Below are 17,646 nucleotides of genomic sequence, written 5' to 3'. Positions count from 1 at the left end.
GCATCACCCGGGCAGAAACCGAACTCGCCCCGAACCCGCCTCTGCAGCCGTCCGTCCTCCAGATGCCCTGAGCCTCTCGGCTGAACGCACCCGAATCCGCACCCCGCAGACCTTTCCCCGCACGACTCGGTTGACATCACGATGAAGAACGCACCAGGCCACCAACCCGACTCCAGCGCCGATGCCGCAGCTACCCATGCGGGCGTCGCAGCCCAGGCGAACCGACTGCCTGCAGACCGTATGGCCTGGCTGGTGGACCAGGCGGTGTGCCAGGTGCTGGGGGATGCACGTTCAGGTATGTACCTGCGCCGCCGCGCACTGCGCGAGATGGGCCTGGGCTCGCGGGAGATGGGCGATATTCGTGCGGCACTGGAGCGAGGGCTGGGACGTCCCCTGGACCCGCTGCTGTTCTTCCGCCACGCCACCCCCGAAGCCCTGATCCGTCACCTGGAACAGGCGCCTACCGCGTCGTCCGCTATCGACCGACCGGCCGTGGCGGCAGTAGAGCCGGTGGCCATCATCGGCATGGCCTGCCGCTTTCCTGGCGGTGTCACCAACCCGGCGGAGTTCTGGGAACTGCTGGCCAACGGTGTCGATGCGATCACCGAGGTGCCGCCCGAGCGCTGGGACATGCACGAACTGCACGGCGATGGCCCCGGCCGGATCCGCTCGCGCTTCGGCGGCTTCCTGGCCGGCGAGGTCGGCCGCTTCGACGCACCGTTTTTCCGCATCGCGCCGGTCGAGGCCGCCGCGATGGACCCGCAGCAGAAGTTGCTGCTGGAAACCCACTGGGAGGCGCTGGAGCACGCCGGGCTCAACCCCGAGACCCTGCAAGGCAGCGCCACCGGCCTGTTCGTCGGCACCTTCTGCGACGACTTCAAGCTGATCCAGGCCCGCGAGCCCGAAATCGGTCTGTACTACGGCACGGGCACCGCCAACGCCGTGACGGCCGGCCGCCTCGCCTACTTCCTCGGCACGGCTGGTCCGGCGTTCTCGGTGGACACCGCCTGCTCGGCCTCGCTGGTGGCGGTGCATCAGGCCTGCCAGAGCCTGCACATGGGCGAATCGGACCTGGCGCTGGCCTCGGGGGTCAACCTGCTGCTGACGCCCGAGCTGAGCATCGCCTTCTCGCAGGCCAACATGCTGGCCCCGGACGGCCGCTGCAAGACCTTCGACGCGGGGGCTGACGGCTATGTGCGCAGCGATGGCTGCGGGGTGGTGGTGCTCAAGCGCTTGTCGGACGCGCAGGCCGCGGGTGACAACGTCCTCGCCGTGATCCGCGGCACCGCGATCAACCAGGACGGCGCCAGCAACGGGCTGACCGCACCGAACGGTCTGGCGCAGGAAGCGGTGATCCGCCAGGCGCTGGCCGTCGCCGGGCTCGACCCGCGCGACATAGGCTACGTCGAGGCGCACGGCACCGGCACCCGGCTCGGCGACCCGATCGAGGTCCAGGCGCTGGAGGCGGTGTACGGCCCCGGGCGCAGCGCCAAGCAGCCGCTGGTGGTGGGTTCTCTTAAAACCAACATCGGCCACGCCGAGGCCGCCGCCGGCATCGCCGGGCTGATCAAGCTGGTGCTGACGCTGCAGCACGGCCACATCCCGCCACATCTGCACCTGCGCGAGATCAACCCCTACCTGCAGGCGTCGACGATCACGGTCCCGACCGAGGGCCGGCCGTGGCCCGCGCAGGCAGACGCGCCGCCGCGCCGCGCCGCGGTGAGCGCCTTCGGCTTCAGCGGCACCAATGCGCACGCCATCGTCGAAGCCGCGCCCGTGCCCCAGCCGAACCCGACCGAAGCGGCGCGAACCACGCGCACGCAGCACCTGCTGACGCTGAGCGCACAGGGACCGGCGGCGCTGCACGAACTGGCCGAACGCTACGCGGAAGTTCTCTCACAGCAGCCAGACGCTGCGCTGCCGGCCATCGCCGACACGCTGCAGCAAGGTCGCGCCCACCTCGGCCACCGGCTGACGCTGGTGGCGGCAACGGTGCGCGAGGCGGGCGAGCAGGTGCAAGCCTGGCTGCGCGGCGAAGACACCCCGGCGCTGGTGACCGGTCAGCCGCCGGGCTCTGGTGCGAACCCGAAGGTCGCTTTCCTGTTCACCGGCCAGGGTTCGCAGTACCTGCGCATGGGCGGTGAGCTGTACGCCACCGAGCCGGTGTTCCGCGACCGCATCGACCGCTGCGACCGGGTGCTGCGCGAGGTACTCGGCCGCTCGCTGGTCGAACTGCTCTACCCAACACACGAGCCTGACCACCAAGATCTGCTGACCTCGCACCCGTGCGGTCAGGCGGCCAATTTCGCGCTCGAATGCGCGCTCTCGGACCTGTGGCGTTCCTGGGGCGTCGAGCCCGACCTGGTGCTCGGCCACAGCCTGGGCGACTTTGCCGCGGCCTACACCGCGGGCGTGCTGTCGCTGGAGGACGGCCTGCGGCTGGTGACCACCCGAGGCCGGCTGATGGAGGCCGCGCACGGGCACATGCTGGCGGTGCAGGCGAGCGAGGCCGAGGTGCTGCCCTTCCTCGCGGACCACCCGCACGTGGCGCTCGGCGTCATCAACGGGCCGCAAAGTGTCGTCCTCTCGGGCGCCACCGACGGCGTGGCGACGATCGCCGACCGGCTGACCGCAGCCGGACTCAAGACCCGCTGGCTGGACATCCCGGTCGCGGCGCACTCGCCGCTGCTGGACCCGGTGCTGGACGATTTCGCCGCTGCGGTAGCTGGGGTGCCGCTGGCGCCACCGCGGCTCGCGGTGGTGTCGAGCATGACCGGCAAGCGGATCGGTGACGAACTGGCCGACCCACAGTACTGGCGCCGCCATCTGCGCGACACCGTGCGCTTCGCCGATGGCGTGAGAACGCTGTGGCGCGAGGGCTGCAGCCTCCTCGTCGAGGTCGGCCCGCAAGGCACGCTGCTCGGCATGGCCGGGCTGGTGCTCGACGCCGAGGCGATCGAGCCGGCGCAGCGCCCGCTGATGCTGCCCAGTCTGGGCACGGGCGGCGACGACCTGCGGCAGATGCTGCTCGGCCTGGGTGCGCTGCACACCCGCGGCGTGCCCATCGACTGGCATGCCTTCGCCGGCCACACCCGGCGCACGCCGGTGGCGCTGCCGACCTACCCGTTCCAGCGCCAACCCTATCCGGTCCCGCCGGGTCGGCGACCGCAGGCCAGATCGACCGAAACCGGAGCAACCGCCTCGGCACTCGCGTCGTCGCCGGTCAACGATCACCTGTACGTGCCGACCTGGGCGCGCCAGTCGCGCACCACGGCGCTGCTGGCACCGGCGCAGGCCGGCCGCTGGCTGCTCGTCGGCGACGCGGGCGGTGTCGCCTCGGCGCTGGCCGGCGTGCTGCGCGGGCTGGGCGAGACGGTCACGCTCGCAGGCGAGGTGACACTGGCTGCAGACTGGCTGGCCCAGGCCGATGCGCCACCCGCGCGCGGCGTGGTGTTCGTGCCAGCGCTGGAGGACGGGCCTTCGGAGGACGAAGCGTCTGACGAGGCCACGCTGGAAGCGCTGCAGGTGCGACTGCAGCACAGCCTCGGCAGCCTGCTGACACTGGTGCAGGCGCTGTCGTTGTCCGCCGCGTCGGGTGCATCGTCGGCGCGGCTGTGGGTGGCGACGCACTTGGCCTTGCCGGTGGACACACGCCAGCCGGTCGCGCTGATGCAGACACCCATGACGGGTTTCGGCCGGGTGGCCGCGCTGGAGTTGGGCGCACGCTGGGGCGGTCTGGTCGATCTGGACAGCAGCGACAACCCGGCGCAGCGCGCCCGCGCGCTGGCCACCGAACTGTTGCAGCCTCGCCCCGACGGCGAGACCGAGGTCGCCTGGCGCCAAGGTCGTCGCCATGTGGCGCGCCTGGGCCGGGCCCCGGCGCTGCCGGCGCGTGACGAGCCACTGGCGCTGCGGTCGGACGGGCTTTACTGGATCACCGGCGGTCTGGGCGCACTGGGCCTTCAGGTCGCACGCCGGCTGGCCGCGCACGGAGCCCGCCACCTGCTGCTGACCGGTCGCCGTGGCACGGTCGATGCGCAGACCCGCGCCGTGCTCGACGCACTGGCCGCCGACGGTGTCACGGTGCAGGTCCGTGCCGTCGATGTCGCCGACGCCACCGCGATGCGTGGCCTGATGGACGAGATCCGCGCGGGTGAGCAGACGCTGCGCGGCGTCTTCCACACCGCGGGTGTGCTGGATGACGGCGTGCTGCTGAACCAGGACTGGGCGCGCTGCAGCCGTGCGCTGGCGGCGAAGGTCCATGGCGCCTGGCTGCTGCATCGGCTGACGCAAGGGCTCGGGCTCGGGGCTGACCTCGACCTGATGGTGTATTTCTCGTCCGTGGCGGCGCTGCTCGGCAATGCCGGCCAGGGCAGCTATGCTGCAGCGAATGCCTTCCTGGACGGGCTGGCGCGCTGGCGCCGCCGCCAGGGGTTGCCGGCACTGAGTGTGGGCTGGGGCATCTGGGCCGACGCCGGCATGGCAATGCGCGGCGAAACGCTGTCGTTCCCGGGCGTGCAGCCGATGGCGCCGGAACTCGGGCTGGACGCGCTGGCGCGGCTGCTGCCGCAAGCGGTGCGCTTCGACGGTCAGGTGTCTGTCGCGGCGCTGGACTGGGGCGCGCTGGCCGAGGCACGGCCGGCTTCGCGTCTGCACGAGAAGTTCGTTCAGCCAACTGCCAGCACCGCAACCGATCGCGGTCACGGTACGGCGCGCACACCGCTGCGCGAACAACTGCAGGCCCTGCCGCCCGCACGCCGCCAAGCGCCGATGCTGGCCTGGCTGCAGCAGGTGGTCGGCGCCCAGCTCGGCATGACCGAGGCGCCCGACAGCACCACGGGCTTCACCGACCTGGGGCTGGATTCGCTGATGGCGCTGAAGCTGCGCCACCGGCTCGAAGGTGAGCTGGGCTGTGCGCTGCCGAGCACGCTGGCCTTCGAGTACCGCAGCATCGGCGCGCTGGCACCCTTCCTGCTGCAGAAGCTGCAACTCGACACCGACGGCCCGACGGCCGACCCGGTCATTGCGGCCACGCCCCTGCTGCAGGCCACCACTGACGCCAAAGACCCAGCCGACGACGGCGCGGTCGCGGTGATCGCGATGGCCTGCCGCTTCCCGGGGGCCTCGACGCCGGAGGACTTCTGGACCCTGTTGCGCGACGGCGTGGACCGCATCGGCGAGATCCCGGCGTCGCGCTGGGATGTCGAGGCGCTGTACGACCCGCAGCGCCCCTTGCCGGGCCGCATGTACGTGCGCCAGGGCGCCTTCGTCGAGGACGTCGAGCAGTTCGACCCGCTGTTCTTCGGCATCTCGCCGCGCGAGGCCGCGGGCATGGACCCGAAACACGGGCTGCTGCTGGAAACCGCCTGGGAGGTGCTGGAGCGCGCCGGCATCGCGCCGCAGCAGCTCCTCGACAGCGCCACCGGGGTGTTCATCGGCACGGGGGTGGACAACCACGGCGGCATCCACGACGTCGCCGACCTGAAAGACCTGGACACCTACGCCATCACCAGCTCCGGCCACAGTGTGGCCGCCGGCCGGCTGGCCTATGTGCTGGGGCTGCAGGGGCCGACGATGGCGATCGACACCGCGTGTTCGTCGTCGCTGGTGGCGCTGCACCTGGCCGTGCAAAGCCTGCGCGCCGGTGAATGCCAACTGGCGCTGGCGGGTGGCGCGAGCCTGATGCTGACGCCGACGATGTACGTGGCGCTGTCGCAGATGCAGGTGCTGGCGCCGGACGGCCGCTGCAAGGCCTTCGACGCCGCCGCCGACGGCTACGGCCGCGGCGAAGGGGGCGCGATGGTGTTGCTCAAGCGCCTGCGCGACGCACAGGCCGACGGCGACACCGTGCTCGCGGTGATCCGCGGCAGCGCGGTCAACCACGACGGTGCCGCCAGCGGCCTGACCGTACCGAGCAAGCACGCACAGGAAAAGCTGCTCCGCCAGGCGCTGGCGGACGCGCGGGTGTCAGCCGACGAGCTGGCCTATCTCGAAACCCACGGCACCGGCACGCCGCTGGGCGACCCGATCGAGCTGCGCGCCATCGGCACGGTCTTCGGCAACGACCGCGCCGAGCCGCTGCGGGTCGGCACGGTCAAGGCCAACATCGGCCACCTGGAGCCTGCCGCCGGCATCGCCGGTTTTGTCAAGACGGTGCTCGCGCTGCAGCACGCGACGATCCCGCGCCAGATCCACTTCCACACGCCCAACCCGCACATCGAGTGGGACGAGTTCGCCGTCGAGGTGCCGGTGGACAACCTGCCGTGGCCCGGTGGCGAGGGCACGCGGCGGCTGGCGGGCATCAGCGCCTTCGGCATCAGCGGCACCAACGCCCACGTGATCGTCGAGGCCGCACCGCCAGTGGTCAACACCTCGGCGCCAGCGCGTGGCACCGACCTGCTCGTGCTGTCCGCGCGCAGCGAGGCGGCGCTGAACGCGCTGGCGGTCCGCTACCAGGACCACCTGCAGGCGCATCCCGCGCAGGCGCTGGCCGACCTCTGCCGCACCGCCGCCACCGGACGCCAGCACCACGCGCACCGGCTGGCGATCGTTGCCTCGGACCGTGGCGAACTTGCCGCTCGGCTGGGCGCCGTGGTGGATGGCCGCAGCGGACCGGGCGTGCTGCGCGGCACGGCACAGCCGGTGGCCCCGCGCATCGCCTTCCTGTTCACTGGCCAGGGCAGCCAGTACGTCGGCATGGGCCGGTCGCTGTACCAGACCGAGCCGGTGTTCCGCGCCGCGCTCGACCGCTGCGATGCGCTGCTGCGCGGGCGGCTGGATCGGCCGCTGCTGGAGATCCTCCACCCCGCCGATCCGGCCCGCGATGGCGAGCCGATGGAGCGGGCCGGTCAGGCGCAGCCGGCGCTGTTCGCGCTGGAGTACGCGCTGGCCTGCCTGTGGCGCGCGTGGGGCGTCGAGCCCGAGGTGATGATCGGCCACAGCCTGGGCGAGATCGTCGCGGCCTGTCTGGCCGGTGTGTTCAGCCTGGACGATGCGCTGACGCTCGTCGCGGCCCGTGGTCGCCTGATGGAAGCCTTGCCGCAGGACGGCGACATGGTGGCGCTGCACGCGGGCGAGGACCGGGTCCGGCCACTGCTCGCCGGACTCGAAGACCAGGTCGCCATCGCGGCGGTGAACGCGCCCGACCGCGTGGTGCTCTCCGGGCGACGCGACGCGGTGGCCGGCCTCGTGGCCCAACTGACGGCGCAGGGCGTGCGGTCCCGGCCGCTGCAGGTGACCCACGCCTTCCACTCGCCGCTGATGGCGCCGATGCTGGAGGATTTCCGCCGGGTTGCGGCCGGTCTGCGCTACGGCCGGCCGACGCTGCCGGTGGTCTCGAACCTGACCGGTCGCCTCGCAGGCGACGAGATGCTGAGCGCGGACTACTGGGTGCGCCATGTGCGCGAGGCGGTGCGTTTCGCCGACGGCGTCGCGACGCTGCGCGCGCAGGGCTGCGGGATCTTCCTGGAGATCGGCCCGCAGCCGGTGCTGTCCAGCCTGGTCGCCGACACGCTCGGGTCGGACCAGGCCGTGACGCTGGCCAGCCTGCGCCGCGGACAGGCCGACGGACCGGAACTGCTCGCCAGCCTGGGCGCGCTGTACGTGCGGGGCGTAGCGCCGGACTGGCGGGGCGTTGACCAGGGCCATGCCCGCCGGTCGGTGCTGCTGCCGACTTACCCGTTCCAGCGTCGGCCCTGCTGGACCACCAGACCCGCCCCCCGGCGCCCGGCATCGCTGCACCCGCTGATCGAACGCCGTTTCGAGCTGCCGCTGCACGACGAACAGGTGTTCGAGGCCGACTTCAGCCTGCAGACCCAGTCCGCGCTGGCCGAGCACCGGGTGTTCGGCGCGGTCGTGTCACCGGGGGCGTACCAGCTCGCGATGGCGCTGGCGGCGGCCACACTGGCGAACGGGCGTGCCGAAACGCCGGTGGCGCTGCTGGAGGTGGTGTTTCCGCAGGCATTGGTGTTGCCCGAGGGCGGCAGCCGCCGGGTGCAGACCGTGATCGGTGCCGCGCCAGAGGGCGACGGCGATGTCCGCCAGACGTTCAAGGTCGCGAGCTTCACGCCCGAGGGCACGGCGCGGGATCTGCTGACCCACGCGAAGGGCCGACTGGCGCCTGCCGGTGTGCCCGCGTCCGCAGGCCACGGACTCGCCGCACTGCAGCAACGCTGCACCCGCCTGGGTGACGCCAGCCTCGTCTACAGCCGCGCACAGGCCGCCCGGATCGAGCTGGGCACCCCCTTCCGCTGGATCGCCGAGGTGTGGCATGGCCCCGCGGCGGACCGGCCCGAAGCACTTGGCCGGCTGACGCCTCCGATCGGCACGCTGGATGACCATCGGCTCCACCCGGGCCTGCTGGACGCCTGTTTCCAGGTGGCTTCGCTGGCTCGCCACGACGAAGGCGCCGGCACGCTGCTGCCTTTCGCGATCGAGGCGCTGCGGCTGTACCGGCCGGCCCGTGGGGAGGTCTGGTGGTGCCATGCCGTCCAGGTCGAGCCGGACGCCTGGGATCTTCGCCTGTTCGACGGCGAGGGCGAACTGCTGGCGGAGGTCGAAGGCTTCGCGATGCGCGCGGCGCAGTCCACCGCCATCCGCCGCACGCCGGACTGGCATGACTGGCTCTACCAGGTGGCCTGGCCGCGCAGCCCCTTCGGCGGCGCAGCCGGACACCTGCCCACCCCGGCCGAGGCCATCGGCGACCTGACCGTCGCCCTGGCCCCGCGCTGGGCAGCCGAGGGCGGGGCCGCCTATGAACAATGCGTGGCCGATCTGGAGGCGCTGAGCGGCGCTTACGTGCAGGCGGCCTTCGCCCGTGCGGGGCTGCGCCTCGAACCGGGTACGCGCTGGCGCACCGCCCAGATCGCCCGGCAGATCGGCGTCATCCCCGCCTGCCACCGATTGCTGGGACGCCTGCTCGCCATCCTGGCCGAGCAGGGCGTGCTGCGGCACGAGGGTGGCGAGGACTGGACCGTGCTGCAGGCACCGCCCGCGAACGATGTCGCCGCCCGAGTCGCCCGCTTCCAGGCGGACCACGGCCTGCCACCGGAAGCCGTGCTGCTGACGCGCTGTGGCGAACGCCTGGACGACGTGCTGCGCGGCACTCAGGAACCGCTGGAACTGCTGTTCCCCGGTGGCGACACCAGCACCGCACACCGGCTGTACGCCGACTCGCCGATCCACCGGCTGATGAACGCCCAGGTGCGCGACGTGGTGGCGCGCCTGGTGGCCAGCCTGCCTGCCGACCAGGGCCTGCGCCTGCTGGAGATCGGCGGCGGCACCGGCGGCACCACCGGCGGCCTGCTGCCGCTGTTGCCGGCCGACCGGACCGAGTACCTGTTCACCGACATCGGCACGTCCTTCATCCACCGGGCCCGCGAGCGCTTCGCCAACTTTCCCTTCCTGCGCGGCCAGACGCTGGACATCGAGCGCTCGCCGCTGGAACAAGGCTTCGGGCGCCACCAGGCCGACGTGGTGCTGGCGGCCAACGTGCTGCACGCCACCCGCGACATCGCCACCACGCTGGCCCATGTCCGCGCGCTGCTCCAGCCCGGAGGCCACCTGCTGCTGCTGGAGGTCACCGAGCGCAGCCGCTGGGTTGACCTGACCTTCGGCCTCACCGATGGCTGGTGGCGCTTCGAAGACCAGCGCCAGGACCATCCGCTGCTGGACGCCGACCAGTGGCGAGCGGCGCTGCACGCCCAGGGGTTCACCGACGTAGCCGTGCTGGCGCAGAGCGGCCATGCGCTGATCGTGGCCCGGGCCGATGCCGTGGCGCGCCCGCTGCCGGCCCCGGCCGCGGCCCGTCAATGGCTGGTTCTGGCCGACCGGCAAGGCGTCGGTCAGGCGCTGGCGCAGCGGCTGCACCAGCAAGGGGACCACGCCACCGTGCTCGGCGCTGACCAGACTGACGAGGTGCGGCGCTTGCTGGCAAGCCAGCCGGCGCTGCATGGTGTCGTTCATCTGCAGGGACTGGACATACCCGACCTCGCGCCGCAGGACGATCCGGTGGCGGCGATGACCCCTGCCGGGGCGTCGCTGCTGCAGGTGACGCAGGCCCTGCTGCAAGGGTCACCACCGCCCGCAGGCCTGTGGTGCGTCACGCGCCAAGCCCAGGACGTCACGCCGGACGATCCGGTGAGCGCCGTGCTGCAGGCGGGCTTGTGGGGCATGGGCCGGGTGATCGACCAGGAGCATCCGGAGCTGGGCTGCGTGCGGGTCGACCTTGGCGCTGGCACCGCTGCCGATGCCGATGTGGATGTCGAAACCGAGGCGGATCTCCTGCTGGCCGAGCTGAACGCCGTGACCCCGGGCGCCGAGCGCGAGCGGCAGATCGCCCTGCGCGGCGGCCGGCGCCACACCGCCCGGCTGTCCCGCGCCACGGTCCCGCCAACCGAGCCGATTCGCTGCGACCCCGAGGCCAGCTACCTGATCACGGGCGGCCTCGGCGGCCTCGGTCTGGCCACCGCCGCCTGGCTGGTGGAACGGGGTGCCCGCCACCTGGTGCTGGCCGGCCGGCGTGCGCCAAGCGAGGACGCCCAGTCGCGCATCGACGCGCTGATCGCGCAGGGCGCCCGGGTTGTGGTGGCGCCCTGCGACGTCGGTGACCGTGACGCGGTGGTGCGGCTGCTGGCGGGTGTCGATCCCCGGCACCCGCTGCGCGGTGTGGTCCACGCTGTCGGCGTGCTCGACGACGGCACGCTGCTGCACCAGGACTGGTCGCGCTTCGTCGGCGTGCTGACGCCCAAGGTCCGGGGGGCGTGGTACCTGCACGCGCTGACGCAGCACCTGCCGCTGGACTTCTTCGTGCTGTACTCGGCCGCCGCCGGCCTGCTCGGCAACCGCGGGCAGGCCAACCACGCCGCCGCCAACACCGTGCTGGACGCGCTGGCCGCCCACCGCCGTGCCCGTGGCTTGCCGGCCCTGGCAATCGACTGGGGCGCCTGGGCCGACATCGGGGCCGCTGCACAGTTGATGCGCCGGTCGCAGGCCGAGCTGGTCAGCCGCGGTCTGACGGCCATGCCGCCGGACCAGGGCATCGCCGCACTGGCCGGTCTGATCGGGCAGCCGCTGGCCCAGGTCGGGGTCATGGCGATCGACTGGGGCGCCTACCTCCAGGCCGAGGCGATGCGCCTGCCGTATTTCAGCGAACTGCTGCCCGCCGCCCGCGCTGGGGCGGTCACCGCACCGGCCCCGGCCGCTGCAGTGCGCGCCACGCTGCGCCAGCGCCTGGCCGACGCCGCACCGCAGGAGCGCTCCGCCGAGCTGACCGCCTGGCTGCAGCAGGCGGTGGCCGAGACGCTGCGGCTGCCCGAGCTGCCGGACCACCAGACCGGCTTCAGCGACATGGGCATGGATTCGCTCATGACCATCGAGCTGCGCCGCCACCTGGTCAAGGCGCTGGAGCAGCCACTGCCGTCCACGATCGCCTTCGAGTACCCGAGCATCGAGTTGCTGCGGGACTACCTGCTGCGCGAGGTGCTGGCCGAGCCGGCCCCTGCTGCGGCTGTCGAGGTGACACCGGCACCGGTGCTGGTACCGGCGGAGACCACCGACCCTGACGACCTGGAAGCCCTGTCCGACGCCGAGCTGGATGCGCTGGTCGAGCAGGAACTGGCCCGGCTCGATGACTGACGATGTGAACACGAGACGGCTGATGAGTACCCCCCCTGACCACCGCGCCCAACTGCTCAAGGCCTTGCAGGCACTGCAGAAGACCCGGCAGAAACTCGATGTGGCGGAAGCGGCGCGCCACGAACCGATCGCCGTCATCGGCATGGCCTGCCGGTTTCCGGGCGCCGACAGCCCGGAGGCGTTCTGGGAGCTGCTGAAGACCGGTCAGGACCGCGTCGGCCCCGTGCCGCCGGCACGCTGGGACCGCGACGCCTGCCACCACCCCGAGCCGGGCACGCCGGGCCGGACCTATGTGCGGGAAGGCGCCTTCCTCGAAAGCCCGATCGACGCATTCGACGCTGCGTTCTTCGGCCTGTCGCCGCGCGAGGCGATGGTCCTCGACCCACAGCAGCGCCTGCTGCTGGAGGTGGCGTGGGAGGCGCTGGAGCGCACGGGCCGGGCGCCCGCGGCGCTGCGGAACAGCCGCACCGGCGTGTTCGTAGGCATGACGCCGAGCGAATACCTCGGCCTGCTCGGCGAGGCGGACCGGTCCTCGGTCTACGCCACCACCGGCAACAGCGCCATTTTTGCCGCGGGCCGCCTGTCCTACGTGCTGGGTCTGCAAGGCCCCAGTCTGGTGATCGACACCGCCTGCTCGGCGTCGCTGATCGGCGTCCACCTGGCCTGCGAAAGCCTGCGCCTGCGCACCAGCGACCTGGCGCTGGCGGGCGGCAGCCACCTGATGGTCACGCCGCAGGGCCATGTCGTGCAGTCGCAACTGCAGGCGCTGGCCCCCGACGGCCGCTGCAAGACCTTCGATGCCGCCGCCAACGGCTACGGACGGGGCGAAGGCTGCGGACTGGTCGTGCTCAAGCGCCTGTCCGATGCCGAGGCCGATGGTGACCCCATCCTGGCGCTCATCCGCGGCAGCGCGACCAACCACGACGGCCCGAGCAGCGGCCTGACCGTGCCCAGCGCCACCGCGCAGGCCGCGCTGATCCGCCAGGCACTGGCGGACGGCCGGGTGTCAGCGCAGGACGTGGGTTACATCGAGGCCCACGGCACCGGCACCAAGCTCGGCGACCCGATCGAGGTCCGAGCGCTGGCAACGGTCTTCGGAGAGCGCGAACGCACGCAGCCGCTGACGATCGGCTCGGTCAAGGCTAACATCGGCCACCTGGAGGAAGCCGCGGGCGTGGCGGGCCTGATCAAGGTCATCCTGTCGCTGCAACATGGCGTCCTCCCGCACCAGTTGCACTTTGCCCACCCCAATCCGCACATCGACTGGCTGGACGGCCGGCTGCGGGTGGCCACCGGGCTGTCGCCCTGGCCGGCGGGCCAGCGTATCGCCGGTGTCAGCTCCTTCGGTCTGGGCGGCGCCAACGCGCATGTGCTCGTGGAGCAGGCCTCGGTCGAGGCGGCTGAGGTGGCAGCGGTGCCCGTGCAGGTGCCGGACCGTGCCTGGCACCTGCTGACGCTGTCCGCGCGCCACCCGGCCGCGCTGCGGGCGCTGGCGCGGCGGCACGCCGAACGGCTGCGATCGGCGCCGCACACTGACCTCGGCGACCTGTGCGCCACGGCCTTCACTGGTCGCAACCACTTCAACCACCGCCTCGCCCTGACCGCCGACACCGCGGCGGGCCTGCTCGGTCAGTTGCAAGCACACGTCGATGACCCCGCCGATGCGGTCGAAGGTCACCACGGCGTGGTCCCGGGCCAGGGGACACCGAAGATCGCCTTCCTGTTCACCGGCCAGGGCTCGCAGTACCTGCACATGGGCCGCGACCTGTACGACACCGAGCCGGTGTTCCGCGCGGTCATCGCCCGCTGCGAGCCGGTAGTGCAGGCCGAGCTGGGCCGATCGCTGATCGAGTTGCTGTACGCGGCCATCGCGCCCGAGCACCAGGACCTGATGACCTCCCATCCCTGCGGGCAGGCGGCCAACTTCGCGCTGGAATGTGCGCTGGCCGACCTGTGGTGCGCCTGGGGCGTGCAGCCCGCGATGGTGCTGGGCCACAGCCTGGGCGACTACGCGGCGGCCTATGCCGCAGGCGTACTGGAACTGGAGGAAGGACTGCGCCTGGTGATCGAGCGCGGGCGGCTGATGGAACGTGCCCGTGGTCGCATGGTGTCGGCCATCGCCACCGAGGCACAGGCGCGGGCCTGCATCGCCGGTCTGGAAGACGTCGATCTGGCCGCGGTCAACGGCCCGCAGAGCGTGGTGGTCTCTGGCGGCGCTGACAGCGTGGCGCGGGTCATGGCCGCGCTGCAGGCCGCTGGCCACACGGTGCGCGAACTGGCTATCCCGGTCGCGGCGCACTCGCCGCTGCTCGACCCGGTGCTGGACGCCTACTCGGCCGCACTCGCCCGGGTGCGCCTGTCGCCGCCACGCCTGCCGGTCATCTCCGGCATGACCGGCCAGCGGGTCACGGACGAGCTGACCGACCCGGCCTACTGGCGCCGCCACCTGCGCCAGACGGTGCGCTTCGCCGACGGCGTGGCCACGTTGCACGCGCAGGGCTGCCGCCTCTTCCTGGAAATCGGCCCCCAGGCCACGCTGGCGGGCATGGCCGGCTCGGTGCTCGACACCCTCGCAGTGCCGGACGCGACCGCCAGCGTCGCCCCGCTGCTGCTGCCCAGCCTGCGCCAGGGCGAACCCGACCACCGATCGATGCTTGACAGCCTGGGGGCGCTTTATGTGCGCGGCGTGTTGCCGGACTGGGCGGGTGTGGACGGGCAGCGCCCACGGCGGCGGCTCGTCCTGCCGACCTACCCGTTCCAGCGCAGCCGCCACTGGGTCGAATCGGCACTACCGGCCACCACATCGACCACCACACCGACCGCGACCACGCCCGCCATGGCCACGCCGCTGGTCGCAGGACTGCTACAGGGCGACCGGCAGTGCCTGCTCGACCTGCTTGGCGAGGGGCTGACCCTGTCCAGCACAGCGCGCACGGCGCTGCCTGAGCTGGTGGACCTGCTGCTGGCACGACAGCGCGAGCAGACCGCCGCTGCATGCCTCGACGACCTGCTGTACCGACTCGTCTGGCGTGACCAGGGCGTCTGGGGCCGGGCGGCGGCCGGACTGGCGCCCGTCGATCGCATCGCTGCCGCACTGAAGACTGAGGCTGCCCGCCATCTGGCCAACCCCGCGCTACATGCATCGCTGCAGGCCGTGGCACGCCTCGACGCCGGCTGCCCGGACCGGGTAGCGCATCTGTTCGCACAGGGCGGCCTGCCGCTGCGCGAAGGCGCGTGCTGGACGGCGGACGAGGCCGCACGGACGCTGGGCGTCGTGCCGGCGCACCGGCGCTTCTTCGCTAACCTGCTGGCGATGCTGGCCGACGCTGGCATGTTGGCGCACGAGGGCGAACACTGGCGCGTGCGGTACACGCTGTCGCCGGTCGATCTGCCGACACCGGCCGACCCGGCAGCGGCGATCGAAGGCACGCTGCTGGCACGTTTTGCACCGCAGTGGCTGGCCCTGCTGCGCGGACAGGCACAGGCACTGGACCTGCTGTTCGGCGACGACACCGCCGCGCGGCTGTACCGCGAGACCGCGGCGGCGCGGATGATGAACGCCTTGGTGGAGACGGCGGTCAGCGCCGCCCTCGACACGCTGCCCGCCGACCACGGCGTGCGCGTGCTGGAGATCGGTGCCGGTACCGGGGGCACCACCGATGGGCTGCTGGACCGACTGGCGCGCCAACCGCGCCGTGTGCAGTACACCTTCACCGACAAGGGCACGGCCTTCGTGAAACAGGCCCGCGCGCGCTACGCCGCGCACCCCTTCGTCCACGCCCAGGTGCTGGACATCGAGCAGTCGCCCTCGATCCAGGGCTTCCTGCCAGGGCAATTCGACGTGGTCGTGGCGGCCAACGTGCTGCACGCGACCCGCGACCTGCGCGCCAGCCTGACCCACGCGCGCAGCCTGCTGGCGCCGGGCGGCCTGCTGGTGCTGCTGGAAGCCAGCGCGCAGCGGCGCTGGATCGACCTGACCTTCGGGCTGACCGAGGGCTGGTGGCGCTCGGCCGACGAGCGCCAGGGCCACCCGCTGCTGCCGACCGACGCCTGGCGGGCACTGCTGGCCGACTGCGGCTTCGAGGTGACCACCTCCAGCCCGGAGGCCGACATGGCCGATGGCGAACTCGGGCAGGTGCTGCTGCTGGCACGGGCGACGACCATCGCTGTGACTTCGCTGGTGCAGGTGCCGGGCCGACACTGGCTGATCCTCGCAGACGAGGGCGGTCTGGGTGATCGGCTCGCGACCGAACTGCGCCAACGCGGTGATCAGCCGGTGCTGGTTCGTACCAGCAGCGCCTGGCGCGCCGAAGACGGGGAGATCCGCCTGAACCCGGACGACCCGCAGGACTTCCGGCGGCTGCTGACCCTCCACCCGTCGCTGCAGGGGGTACTCCATCTCTGGGGGCTGGATGCAGGCGCCGACGATGTCTCGTCTGCGGCGCGGTCGTGCTGCACCAGCGCGCTGCATCTGGTGCAGGCGCTCAGCGAACAAGCGACTGAACTGCCACGGCCACGGCTGTGGCTGGTGACACAGGACGCGCAGGGTGTGGTGGAGGGCGACGAGGTGCGCGGCGCGCTGCAGGCGCCACTGTGGGGCCTCGGGCAGGTCATCGCCGTCGAGCACCCGGAACTGGCCTGCGTCCGCATCGACCTGGACGGTCGGCAGCCTGCATCGGCCCAGGTCGAGGTGCTGCTGGCGGAACTGGCGACGCCGGCCGCGGCCGACACCCGCCCCGTGGAGGATCGGATCGCGCTGCGCGACGGCCGGCGCCAGGTCGCGCGGCTGGTGCGCATGGACCAGCGCCCAGCGATGCCAACCGCCACACGGCTTCGCGCCGAGGCCAGCTACCTGGTCACCGGCGGTCTGGGAGGCATCGGGCTGGCGGTCGCGCGCTGGCTGGTGGAGCACGGAGCGCGTCACCTGCTGCTGCTCGGGCGCCGCACACCGTCGCCGGAAACCACGCGAGAGCTGGAAACGCTGCGGGCGCTCGGTGCCACGGTGCGTGCCGTGTCCGCCGACGTGGGGGACCGCGACGCGCTCGCCGCCGTGCTGGCATCGATCGTTCCGCAACAGCCACTGGCGGGTGTGCTACACGCCGCCGCAGCCGCGGACACCACCGGCTTGCTGCACCAGACCGACAGCGCGCAGTTCGCTGCGGTGCTGCGGCCCAAGCTGCTCGGCGCCTGGCACCTGGACGCGCTGACCCGCGACCTGCCGCTGGACTTCTTTGTCTGCTTTTCGTCGATCACCGCGCTGACCGGCGACCTCGGGCTGGGGGCCTATGCAGCGGCCAACAGCTTCCTGGACGCACTGTGTCGACAACGGCACGCCGCTGGCCGGCCCGCGCTGAGCATCGACTGGGGTATCTGGTCCGAGGTCGGCGCCGCCACGCAGATGGACGCACGCCGCGCGTACCACCTGCAGGACCAGGGCCATGGCCGGATCGATCGGGCGCAGGGCCTGGCGGCGCTCGGTCGGCTGCTGGGCATGGCCGAACCGCAGGCCGCGGTCATGCCGATGGACTGGGCGCAGCACCGCCGACAGGCGGGCGTGACCCCGTTGTTCACCGAACTGCTGGCGGCACACGAACCGCCTGCCGACGTGACCCGGCCCGCCATGGCGACCGAGCCAACCCCTGTGGTGGACGAGGCAACCCGCAGCGATGGGGCCAGCCCGCGCCAGCAGTTCGAGCGCTGCGCACCGGCCGAGCGACCGGCCTTCCTGAGCGCACAGGTCACCGGGCTGGTGGCGCGTGTGCTGCGCCTGCCGCGTGGCGAGACGCTGCCCGCGGACGAGAGCCTGCTGGGCCTCGGGATGGACTCGCTGATGGCGGTCGAGCTGCGCAACCACCTGCGCCGCACCTGGGGCGCGGACATCCCGTTCGCCCGCTTCCTGCAGGGGCTGAGCACCCAGGACCTCGTCGCCGAGTTGCTGCAGCGGCTTGACGTGCCAACGGTCGCCCCGGCGCCTGCGGGAGAAGCCGAATGGATCACCGGATCAATATGAGC

2 protein-coding genes are annotated in these 17,646 nt (G+C 72.3%); both read left to right on the top strand.

Annotated elements, in window-relative coordinates; all coding sequences use genetic code 11:
* Positions 1-141 precede the first annotated feature (141 nt).
* On the top strand, positions 142-11,634 hold the full coding sequence (locus tag BDD16_RS22370; protein WP_179636344.1) for a type I polyketide synthase: 11,493 nt from the start codon (positions 142-144) through the stop codon (positions 11,632-11,634).
* Between the two features lie 22 nt (positions 11,635-11,656).
* The gene (locus BDD16_RS22365; RefSeq protein WP_179636343.1) at positions 11,657-17,644 is read left to right on the top strand and encodes a type I polyketide synthase; all 5,988 of its coding nucleotides are present in this window, start codon (positions 11,657-11,659) and stop codon (positions 17,642-17,644) included.
* Positions 17,645-17,646: the final 2 nt, after the last annotated feature.

The sequence above is a fragment of the Sphaerotilus montanus genome, from assembly GCF_013410775.1.
Taxonomy (GTDB): domain Bacteria; phylum Pseudomonadota; class Gammaproteobacteria; order Burkholderiales; family Burkholderiaceae_C; genus Sphaerotilus; species Sphaerotilus montanus.
This window is presented reverse-complemented; position numbering and strand designations above follow the sequence as displayed.

Excerpts from the sequence above, each read along its gene's own strand:
- BDD16_RS22370 (WP_179636344.1), top strand. The coding sequence starts at position 142 with ATGAAGAACGCACCAGGCCACCAACCCGACTCCAGCGCCGATGCCGCA.
- BDD16_RS22365 (WP_179636343.1), top strand. The coding sequence starts at position 11,657 with ATGAGTACCCCCCCTGACCACCGCGCCCAACTGCTCAAGGCCTTGCAG.